This is a genomic window from Microcoleus sp. Pol11C3, from assembly GCF_036701485.1.
GTDB lineage: Bacteria > Cyanobacteriota > Cyanobacteriia > Cyanobacteriales > Microcoleaceae > Microcoleus.
In genome coordinates this window covers 26,049-35,623 of the sequence record NZ_JAUBQW010000059.1, presented here as the reverse complement: position 1 = coordinate 35,623, position 9,575 = coordinate 26,049, and the positions used below count along the sequence as shown (strand labels likewise).

9 protein-coding genes are annotated in these 9,575 nt (G+C 47.0%); 6 read left to right on the top strand and 3 right to left on the bottom strand.

Annotated elements, in window-relative coordinates; all coding sequences use genetic code 11:
* Positions 1 to 52 precede the first annotated feature (52 nt).
* The gene (locus QUA40_RS15120) at positions 53 to 181 is read left to right on the top strand and encodes a hypothetical protein (RefSeq protein ID WP_333127154.1); all 129 of its coding nucleotides are present in this window, start codon (positions 53 to 55) and stop codon (positions 179 to 181) included.
* 62 nt (positions 182 to 243) lie between these two features.
* Complete coding sequence (locus tag QUA40_RS15115) at positions 244 to 699, top strand: HD domain-containing protein (protein ID WP_333127152.1); 456 nt, start codon at positions 244 to 246, stop codon at positions 697 to 699.
* A gap of 105 nt (positions 700 to 804) precedes the next feature.
* Here the strand turns inward: QUA40_RS15115 and fabG are convergent, their stop codons facing one another.
* Entirely contained in the window at positions 805 to 1,569 is a 765-nt protein-coding gene (gene fabG / locus QUA40_RS15110) for a 3-oxoacyl-[acyl-carrier-protein] reductase (RefSeq protein ID WP_006634175.1), read from the bottom strand.
* A 73-nt stretch (positions 1,570 to 1,642) separates the two neighbouring features.
* On the opposite strand from fabG, the gene trxA reads away from it, so the two are divergent.
* A complete protein-coding gene (gene trxA / locus QUA40_RS15105; protein ID WP_333127150.1) occupies positions 1,643 to 1,960 on the top strand; it encodes a thioredoxin in 318 nt (105 codons plus the stop codon).
* A gap of 87 nt (positions 1,961 to 2,047) precedes the next feature.
* Positions 2,048 to 2,641, top strand: a complete 594-nt coding sequence (locus QUA40_RS15100) for a hypothetical protein (protein WP_333127148.1) — start codon at positions 2,048 to 2,050, stop codon at positions 2,639 to 2,641.
* 54 nt (positions 2,642 to 2,695) lie between these two features.
* Here the strand turns inward: QUA40_RS15100 and prmA are convergent, their stop codons facing one another.
* Both prmA and serA read right to left on the bottom strand, forming a co-directional pair.
* Positions 2,696 to 3,586: a 50S ribosomal protein L11 methyltransferase gene (gene prmA, locus QUA40_RS15095; protein WP_333127146.1), complete on the bottom strand. Its 891-nt coding sequence runs from the start codon at positions 3,584 to 3,586 to the stop codon at positions 2,696 to 2,698.
* 184 nt (positions 3,587 to 3,770) lie between these two features.
* Positions 3,771 to 5,354 carry a phosphoglycerate dehydrogenase gene (gene serA / locus QUA40_RS15090; protein ID WP_333127144.1) on the bottom strand — a complete coding sequence of 528 codons (1,584 nt, stop codon included), beginning with the start codon at positions 5,352 to 5,354 and terminating at the stop codon, positions 3,771 to 3,773.
* 289 nt (positions 5,355 to 5,643) lie between these two features.
* Between serA and QUA40_RS15085 the strand changes: the two genes are divergently transcribed.
* Both QUA40_RS15085 and QUA40_RS15080 read left to right on the top strand, forming a co-directional pair.
* Complete coding sequence (locus tag QUA40_RS15085) at positions 5,644 to 6,150, top strand: hypothetical protein (RefSeq protein ID WP_333127142.1); 507 nt, start codon at positions 5,644 to 5,646, stop codon at positions 6,148 to 6,150.
* A gap of 133 nt (positions 6,151 to 6,283) precedes the next feature.
* Positions 6,284 to 9,547: a DEAD/DEAH box helicase gene (locus QUA40_RS15080; RefSeq protein WP_333127140.1), complete on the top strand. Its 3,264-nt coding sequence runs from the start codon at positions 6,284 to 6,286 to the stop codon at positions 9,545 to 9,547.
* Positions 9,548 to 9,575: the final 28 nt, after the last annotated feature.

Here is a 9,575-nt window from a genome sequence, read left to right as displayed (position 1 = left end):
GGAGAACCTTTTTTCTTTGAGCTACCTCCGAAAATCCCCTTGACAACTGGCTTTGAGCCTTAACTTGTCACCAATGGGTGTGGGTTTGGTAGTTTTGAGAAAAGATGTAGATTTTGAAAAAGTCAACGCCGGGGAAGGTACTCAAATGGCTTGGAAATTGTTGCAGGAATATTTAAAATAAAAACTCCCACAAAACCTTTTCCCCGCGAGGGGACTGAAACTTTAATAGAGAACTTCTTTACTATGTTGTCAAATACGAATTCAGATTACCAATCATTACTACAACGAGCGATCGCGATCGCAGCAAAAGCTCATGAGGGACAGGTTGATAAGGCAGGCAACCCCTATCTCGCTCATCCGCTATTTGTGATGGAAAATGTAAATTCTCTAGAGCAGAAAATCGTAGCGGTTCTACACGATGCGGTAGAAGATTCTGAACTTACACTTGAGCAACTTAGAACCGAAGGTTTTCCTGAAGTGTTAGTCTCGGCGATCGAGGCGATTACCAAAATAGAAGGAGAAGCTTATGCAGCTTATTTAGAACGTGTGATTGCCAACCCGATCGCACTGCGAGTCAAAATCGCTGATGTTACTCATAACCTCGATCTGCGTCGCATCGCCAATCCAACAGAGGCAGATTTTCAACGCATTGCAAAATACCAAAAAGTCCTCAGTCAGTTGCGTGCCGCCCTAAAATAATTATTAACCGCAGATATCCGCTTTCATCGTGGCACAGGCATCTTGCCTGTGCGATATCTAGGCATCTTGCCTGTGCAATATCTGCGGTTAAAAAAAACCCAAATCCTAAGCCATCACCATCCCCCCATCCACATTAAAAACCTGCCCCGTAATATAAGCCGCCGCCGCATCCGCCGCCAAAAACTTTACCATCCCCGCAACTTCCTCGACTTCCCCATATCTCCCCAGCGGAATATACTTCAAAATCTCATCAGACTTGACATCCTTAGTCATATCTGTAGTGATAAAACCCGGTGCAACTGCATTCACAGTAATCCCGCGACTCGCCAACTCTTTCGCCACAGTTTTAGTAAACCCAATTACCCCAGCTTTCGCCGCACTGTAATTAGCCTGTCCGGGATTGCCCATTTGTCCAGCAACCGAAGCAATATTAATAATTCGGCCGCTTCGTTGTTTCAGCATGATTTTACTCGCAGCTTTCGCACACAAAAACACGCCAGTTAAATTCAAATCAATTACCGCTTGCCAATCTTCCAACTTCATCCGCAGCAGCAAAGTATCGCGAGTAATACCGGCATTGTTCACCAAAATGTCAATCCGTCCCCATTTTTCCATGACATTACTGGTGAGTAAATCTACTTGGTCAGTTTTCGAGACATCTGCTGCAAGCGCCACAGCTTCTCCTCCAGCAGCGACTATTTCTGCTACCACCTCATCAGCAGCAGCACTCGAACTGGCATAGTTGACGGCGACTTTAGCGCCTTCTGCTGCTAGGGTTAAAGCAACCGCGCGGCCGATTCCCCGCGACGCACCGGTCACGACAGCAACTTGACCCCGCAATCTCTGAAAAGTCTCTGGTAATAATTCCATAATTGTATCCTCGCAATCTACCAGAGAATTTTGCACTAAAATCGAGCCAGAACCCAAAAAATTATTTTGTCTTATGGCAGTTCAAAAACAGTTCAGCAGTTTTGAGGAGTTAGTATCCGGCTCTGACTTGCCGGTGTTGGTAGATTTTTACGCTACTTGGTGCGGGCCTTGTCAGATGATGGCACCGATTTTGGAGCAAGTGAGTGGTCAGATGAAAGACAAGCTGATGGTTGTCAAAATTGACACGGATAAGTACGAACAGTTGGCGTCGCAGCATCACATTTATGCTTTGCCGACTTTGGTGTTGTTCAAAAATGGCGCTGAGGTCGATCGAATTGAGGGTGTGATGCAAGCGGCGCAGTTGATCGATCGAGTGCAACCTTTCTTGTAGTACGAGCCAATTATCTCACACGTAGGGTGCGTCAGTTAATATCTGATTCATTATGAATAAAATAATCCTAGTTGACGCACCCTACTGATGAAGACTCCCAGCCACGCTATTATCAATCTCGCAATTCTCGGCAAACCGCAACTGCCGCAAGCTAATCTCATTATCGCGATCGGCGGAATTTTGCCGGATATTCCGATATTTTTATTTTACTTTTGGGCGAAATACATTGCTCGCTTGCCTGCAGCTACAATTTGGTCAAAAGCATATTATGAGCCTTTTGTGCAAAATATTGTGGCTCTGTTTCATTCAATTCCCCTTGCGGTTATTGGTTGGCTAATTGCTTATTACTTCGGCTGGCAAAGCGTGCAAATTCTATTTATTAGCATGATCCTGCACTCTCTGGGAGATTTGCCTGTCCACAATGACGACGCTCACCGACACTTTTTTCCGTTCAGCAATTACCGTTTTATCAGTCCGATTTCTTATTGGGATAGGAAGCACTACGGGTCAATTGTTTCTTTGGTGGAAATGTTGTTAGTGCTGCTGTCAAGTTACCGCGTTTTTGGTTTGGTTAATTCTTATGCTGGAAAAACGTTGTTGATTTTGGTGAATGCTTTTTACTGGGCTGGCGCGGTTTATTTTCAGGTACGAGATTTATTTAAATTCACTGCCCAAAGATGAAACATGAACTCAAAATTACCAATTAGGAATTAGGAATTAGGAATTACCATATTGTTAACTACGCCGAATATTAAAACAGCACCAATCTTGGCGCTTCCACAGAGTAGCCACAATCCAGCCGTGCTGTTCGAGAGTGTCAGCAATTGGCTTAGCTTGTTCTAGCAAAATGCCGCTGAGCACGGCCCAAGTAGTGGGTTTGCTAATTGCAGTGAACTGCGGGATTAAATCAATGATTACTTCTGCTAAAATGTTGCAGATCAAACCGTCGATCGGCTCATCGACCATTTCTTTCAAACGATCGATACTTCCGAGCTCTGCAACCAACTGTTGAGAATTAACGCGGTTGAGTTGTCTGTTACTAATGGTCGATCGCACTGCCAAAGGATCGGTATCCAAAGCATAAACTTTTGTAGCGCCCAACAACACAGCGCCGATCGACAAAATACCAGATCCGCAGCCGATATCGGCAACTACGTACTTGCTGTCATCAAAACCGAGACGCATTTCCAGCGACTCCAGACAAAGTTGAGTAGTAGCGTGAGCACCAGTACCGAAGGCCACACCGGGATCTAAACGCAAAATGAGGCGATCTGTATCAGTTGGTAGGGGCAGCCAGGCCGGATTAATTAAAAAGCGATCGCCCACTTCTTGAGGCTGCCAGTGCTCCTTCCAAGTGCTGCCCCAGTCTTCGTCTTCAATCAAATCCCACTGCATCGCAGGTAGGGGCAAACCTGCACACAGAGCATCTTGACGCAGCCATAGAGACAGAGCAGCCAAATCCAGCAATCCTGCCTGTTCTTCGGGCAAATAAGCCGACATCAGGCAAGAATTGCTTTTGAGCTCCGTAGCAGTTCCCCGACAGTTAAATCGTTCCAGACGCCAAAAGATGATATCTTCCAGCGCCGGATCGCAAAGAATTCTAATTTCCCACCAGCTATGTGCCATAACGATTTTAGATTTTAGATTTTAGATTTTAGATGGGGCCAGGGGAACTGGAGACTGGGAACTGGGGAATGAAGAAGGAGGATTGGCTAATAGAAAAATTCCCGCTTTCTTGCCAATGACCAATGACCAATTACCCATTACCAATTATCAGCCCTGGCATCCAAAATCTAAACTCCAAAATCCGTCAAAGATTTACTGTGTAAGCATCCCGAATTCCCGGAACTTTTAGGATCTCGGCCAGTATCCCTTCTGGTAGAGGGTCATCAAGGCTCAAAACCATCACCGCATCGCCTCGCACGATTTTACGGCCTACCTGCATACTGGCAATATTGACATTAAAACTGCCCAATTGGGAACCAATTTTGCCAATAATCCCCGGCATATCGCGGTGCAGGGTAAACAGCATATGGTGAGTGGGGGAAACGTTGACTGGGAAATCGTCAACACTGGTAATCCGAATTTCGCTTTCGCCGAGCACTGCACCTGTCACGGTGTGTTCGCCGAGAGTTCCCTTGGCGGAGAGGCGCAGAGAGCCTGTGTAGTCGCGAATTGAGGCGTCTCTGGTTTCGACGACGCGAATTCCGCGTTCTTTGGCTTCAATGCTGGCGTTGACGTAGTTAACGCGCTCTCGCAGGGCTTGGGAGAGCAGGCCTTTGAGGGCGGCGACGACTACGGGTTGGCTTTGGTTGCTGGCCAATTCGCCTTGGAGTTGAACGTTGAGGTAATCGACTCGGCCTCCGGCTAGCTGGCTGACGAGGTTGCCGAGGGTTTCGGCGAGTTGCAGGTAGGGTTTGAGTTTTTCGATCGAGTCTGGGAAAATGCCGGGTATGTTGACAGCCGATCGCGCCGGCAATCCCAACAGTACATCGCGAATTTGTTCGGCAACGTCGATCGCCACATTCACCTGAGCTTCCGCTGTGGATGCTCCCAAGTGGGGCGTTAGCACGATGTTTTGGCCGACATTCCGCAGCGGAGAATCAGCTTCGAGCGGTTCGTGTTCGTAAACATCGATCGCTGCACCGGCAATCTGGCCTGATTTTATCGCTTCTGCCAGGGCTGCTTCATCGATGATGCCACCTCTAGCGCAATTAATTATCCGGGCCGTGGGCTTCATTTTCGACAGCACCTCAGCGTTAATTAAGTGCAGGGTTTCCGGCGTTTTGGGGATGTGCAGGGTGATGTAGTCGGATTCGCGCATCAGCAGTTCTAGTTCTACCAAGCGACAGCCCAACTGTTCGGCTCTTTCGGTGGAGATGAAGGGGTCGTAGGCCAGCAGTTTCATGCCCATTGCTTTGGCTGCGGTGGCGAGGTGCGAGCCGATTTTGCCCAAACCGACGATGCCGAGGGTTTTTTTGTAAACTTCTACGCCGATAAAGCGGTTGCGTTCCCATTTACCACCTTTGACGGATGCGTTAGCTTCCGGGATGTGGCGGGACATCGAGAGCATCATGGCGATCGCGTGTTCGGCGGCGGCGATCGTGTTGCCTTCGGGGGAATTGACGACTACAATTCCTTTGCGGGTAGCGGCGGGTACATCGACATTATCTACGCCGACGCCGGCTCTGCCGATGATTTTGAGTGAATTCCCGGCTTCTATGATTTCTTTGGTAACTTGGGTGCCAGAACGGATCATTAAAGCGTCGTAATCTGGAATAATTTTTACCAGTTGTTCGGCTGAGAGTCCTGTGTTTACGTCAACTTGCGCGACTTGGGAGAGGATGTCAATTCCGGCTTGGTCGATCGGATCGGATACTAGAACTTTAGGCATAGCAAGCAATTGAGTGCAATAGTTAAAAATAGGCCGAGCGTTGGCGAGCTCAAAGTTGAGACTTAGACTTAGAGCAGTATCTAACAGCTCAGCTCAAGCTTGCCTTTGTGCAGTTTGAATTGTATCTGTATTCGGTCAAGGTCGGCCGTTTTTTGCATGAAATATTTTAGCTTTGCGGGCGATCGGACTTGGCAGAAGTCTGGAAATCCCTCAACTGCTTAGCTAGTATGTCTTTTCAGGCTATAATGAATTCCGGGTATCTGAACCTAACTATCAGGAATTGTCGTCAATGAATTATCTTATCGCCGTACTGCCCGATCGAATTCAAGCCGAAGCTGCCTACTGTGCTCTGGAAAAAGAAGGCTTGCCTATGAAGCAAGTGAGCATTTTGGGCCGCGGCTACAAAACTGCTGATGAATTTGGCTTGATCGACCCTAACCAGCAAGCGAAGAAACAAGCTAAACTCATGGCTATTTGGCTGATTCCCTTTGGCTTTATTGCTGGCGTTACTTTCAGTCTCATGACTGAGTTGAAAACTTTCGCTTGGGCGGGGGAAATTGGCGATCACGCGATCGGTGGCGTACTCGGTGCGATCGCCGCTGCGATGGGCAGTGTTTTTGTTGGAGGCGCGGGCGGTATGGCTTTTGGTAGCGGCGATGCTTTGCCCTACCGCAACCGTTTGAATGCGGGCAAGTTTTTGATTGCGGTTAAGGGTACTGATGATTTGACTGGGAAAGCTGCGAATATTTTGCGGCAGTTTGAACCGGAAAATATCCAAGGTTATACAGAGACTTAGTTATGTGTTTGTTAACAGTTGACGGTTAACTGTTAACTGTTGACATTCAACTTGTGTAATATTTGGAGGCAGTTATCTTTTCCCACTCATTCATGATATGATAGGCTGCCAAAGGTTGCGTTTGGTATGACCTATGAAAATCCTCCACGGCACTTGGATTCCTCAAACAGAAGAAAGTTTTGTTCAAGGTGGAACTTTTTGTCTGTGGGTTGAAACCACTCAAAAGAAAAAACAGCCTGCTAAGGTTCATCCCCGACAACTGAAGACGGCACAGTTAAGAGAGTTTCTAACGAAAGAAGCCGGGATTCAACTGCCACCAGTCAGCAATACAAGTGCGATGGGGCTAGAATACGCGATCGCCCCTAGGTATTTTTTACTCCCCACTGCCGATAACCAGCCGTTACCATCTTTAGAGTTAGCGCGATATTTAGAGACAGAGTTACCCGAAACATTTGAGTTGGAGTATTGGGAAGTTGATTGTGTGTCCATCGCCACCCACACTTTGACTAAAGTATTGAACGATCTGCATTTTTTTGCCCTCTACGATTTAGCAGAAGTTCAGTTTGGTTCAGACTTGCTATTTTGGTATCACTACACCCAATTTTTTAAGCAAATTGTTCTGAAAGATCATTATATTCCGGCGTTGCGCTATCGAGAAACTGCTCCGATCGCACCCATCGAAACATCCGAACCCGCTGAGAAAGCCACGCGCGGGCGTAAGAAAGCGGGCGAGACAAAAACCAAAACAACTGCAAAAACTCCAAAAACACCTGCCAAAATTGCACCCAGCTTTGAGATTTATCCGGGATGGGAAATTGTTTCAACACAGTACGAAACTGATTTACAACGCTATGTTGAATGGATGCCTTTAGTTTGTGTGTCCGGTTTTCGGAAGATCCAGCTACAAGATACACCAAAGTTCTACGATCGCGAACGGTTGCTGCGGCATTTTTCAGAGTGTTCGCTTAGAGCAATTGTCACTCAAACCCCCATCCCAGCAAGTTTTGAAAATAAGATTGCGGGTTCTTTACTCGAAATTTGCCTCAACCAAAAACCAGGAATCAAGGGAGTCAGCCTAGAGCAATATCGGCAATGGCAGACTTGGCGCGATCGCATTACGCGCAATCAAGCCGCTGACTCATTCTCCCTCTGCTTTCAACTACAATCCCCCGAAAACCCCGAACAGCCTTGGGTTTTAGAGTTTCAGGTGGCTGCGAAAAAAGACCCATCTCTGCGGATGCCGTTGCAGGATTATTGGCGATCGCGATCGACTCAACAAAAACAGTTGCAAACACAATTCGGCGACAACTTTGAGCAACATTTGCTGACAAATTTCGGCTACGCTGCCCGCATTTATCCCCAACTTTGGCAAGGGCTAGAAACCGACAAACCGGTTAACATTTCCCTCAGCTTAGATGATGCCTTCACCTTCCTCAGCGAGTCCGCTTGGGTATTAGAAGATGCCGGATATAAAGTGATTGTCCCCGCTTGGTGGACGCCGAAGGGACGACAGCGGGCGAAGATTCGGCTGCAAGTCAAAGGGAAGGGCAGCAAGAGCGCTGCAATCAAGGGTAAGGGATTGTTTTCGGCAGACTCCTTGGTGGAATACCAGTATGAATTGGCGATCGGGGGTGAACGGGTTAGCGAACAAGAATGGCAGGCGTTAGTAAATAGCAAAACACCGCTGGTGCAGTTCCGAGGACAATGGATGGAACTGGACAAAGACAAGATGCAGGAGATGTTGGAGTTTTGGAAAAAACATCGCCAAGAAAACCCCGATTTAAGCCTGATTGACTTTATGAAGTTGACGGCAGAAGGAGAAGCGAGCGAACAGTTGGAGGTGGAGCGCGATCGGGCTTTATCGGATATGTTGGAGAAGTTGAACGATAAGAGTCGGTTAGAGTTAATTGCAGATCCAGCAAAGTTTCAGGGCAAGCTACGGGATTACCAAAAACGAGGCGTTTCTTGGTTGAGTTATTTGGAAAGTCTAGGATTAAATGGCTGTCTTGCCGACGATATGGGTTTGGGTAAATCGGCTCAGGTAATTGCTCGATTATTGCAAGAACGGGAAGAAGTTTTATCTACTCCTAAAAAGACTGAAAATGCGGTTCTACCCACGCTGTTAATTGCGCCCACTTCCGTAGTTGGCAATTGGCAAAAGGAAATGGAAAAGTTTGCTCCAGAATTGCGATCGCTGATTCACCACGGCCCTGGGCGCTTGCAAGATGCCAAGGAATTTAAAGCCGCCGTCCAAAATTGCGATATGTTGATTACTTCGTTTACTTTGGCGCGCAAAGACGAGAAGCTGTTGAGCAGTGTAGAATGGCATCGCTTAGTAATTGATGAAGCGCAGAATATTAAAAATCCGAAAGCGGCGCAAACAAAGGCGATCTTAAAGTTGCCTGCTACCCATCGGTTGGCGCTGACTGGAACACCCGTGGAAAATCGATTGCTGGATTTATGGTCAATTTTTAATTTCCTCAATCCGGGCTATCTGGGTAAAGAGGCGCAGTTTCGGAAGTTGTTTGAGATCCCGATTCAAAAAAATAGCGATCGCACGCAATCGGCAGCGCTCAAAAAATTAGTAGAACCTTTTATTCTGCGGCGTCTAAAAACCGACAAGTCGATTATTCAGGATCTCCCCGACAAAGTTGAGCAAAAACTCTACTGCAATCTCACTCGCGAGCAAGCTTCGCTGTATGAAGCGATCGTCAAAGAGGTAGAACAAGAAATTGACGCGACGGAAGGGATGAAGCGCAAGGGGATGATTTTGGCGACACTGCTGAAGCTGAAGCAAATTTGCAACCATCCGCGCCAGTTTTTGCAAGATGAAAGTGAGTTTACACCAGAGCGATCGCACAAATTGGAACGGCTGATCGAAATGATAGAGGAAGTCAAAGCAGAAGGCGAAAGTTTATTGGTATTTACGCAGTTTACAGAACTGGGAAGCGCGTTGGAAAAATACATTAAACAAACGCTACATTACAACACTTACTACATCCACGGGGGAACCAGTCGCGAAAAACGGGAACGGATGATTTCAGAGTTTCAAGATCCAGAGTCTGAACCTTCGGTATTTATTCTGTCACTGAAGGCTGGCGGCGTGGGAATTACGCTGACAAAAGCCAATCACGTATTCCATTTCGATCGCTGGTGGAATCCGGCAGTGGAAGATCAGGCAACGGATCGGGCGTTTCGGATCGGACAGCAAAAAAATGTGTTTGTGCATAAGTTTGTGGCAATTGGCACTTTGGAAGAAAAGATTGACCAAATGATTGAGGACAAAAAGAAATTGGCAGGGTCAATTATTGGTGCGGATGAGTCGTGGTTGACTGAGTTGGATAATGAGGCATTTAAAAAATTAATTAGGCTCAATAAAAATGCGGTTCTAGATTAGGAGAAACAACATAAGAGTGGGAGAGGGG

What these genes read in the sequence shown, in the direction of transcription:
- trxA (WP_333127150.1), top strand. Translation starts at nt 1,643, where the DNA reads ATGGCAGTTCAAAAACAGTTCAGCAGTTTTGAGGAGTTAGTATCCGGC.
- fabG (WP_006634175.1), bottom strand. Translation starts at nt 1,569, where the DNA reads ATGGAATTATTACCAGAGACTTTTCAGAGATTGCGGGGTCAAGTTGCT.
- QUA40_RS15080 (WP_333127140.1), top strand. Translation starts at nt 6,284, where the DNA reads ATGAAAATCCTCCACGGCACTTGGATTCCTCAAACAGAAGAAAGTTTT.
- QUA40_RS15115 (WP_333127152.1), top strand. Translation starts at nt 244, where the DNA reads ATGTTGTCAAATACGAATTCAGATTACCAATCATTACTACAACGAGCG.
- QUA40_RS15085 (WP_333127142.1), top strand. Translation starts at nt 5,644, where the DNA reads ATGAATTATCTTATCGCCGTACTGCCCGATCGAATTCAAGCCGAAGCT.
- prmA (WP_333127146.1), bottom strand. Translation starts at nt 3,586, where the DNA reads ATGGCACATAGCTGGTGGGAAATTAGAATTCTTTGCGATCCGGCGCTG.
- serA (WP_333127144.1), bottom strand. Translation starts at nt 5,354, where the DNA reads ATGCCTAAAGTTCTAGTATCCGATCCGATCGACCAAGCCGGAATTGAC.
- QUA40_RS15100 (WP_333127148.1), top strand. Translation starts at nt 2,048, where the DNA reads ATGAAGACTCCCAGCCACGCTATTATCAATCTCGCAATTCTCGGCAAA.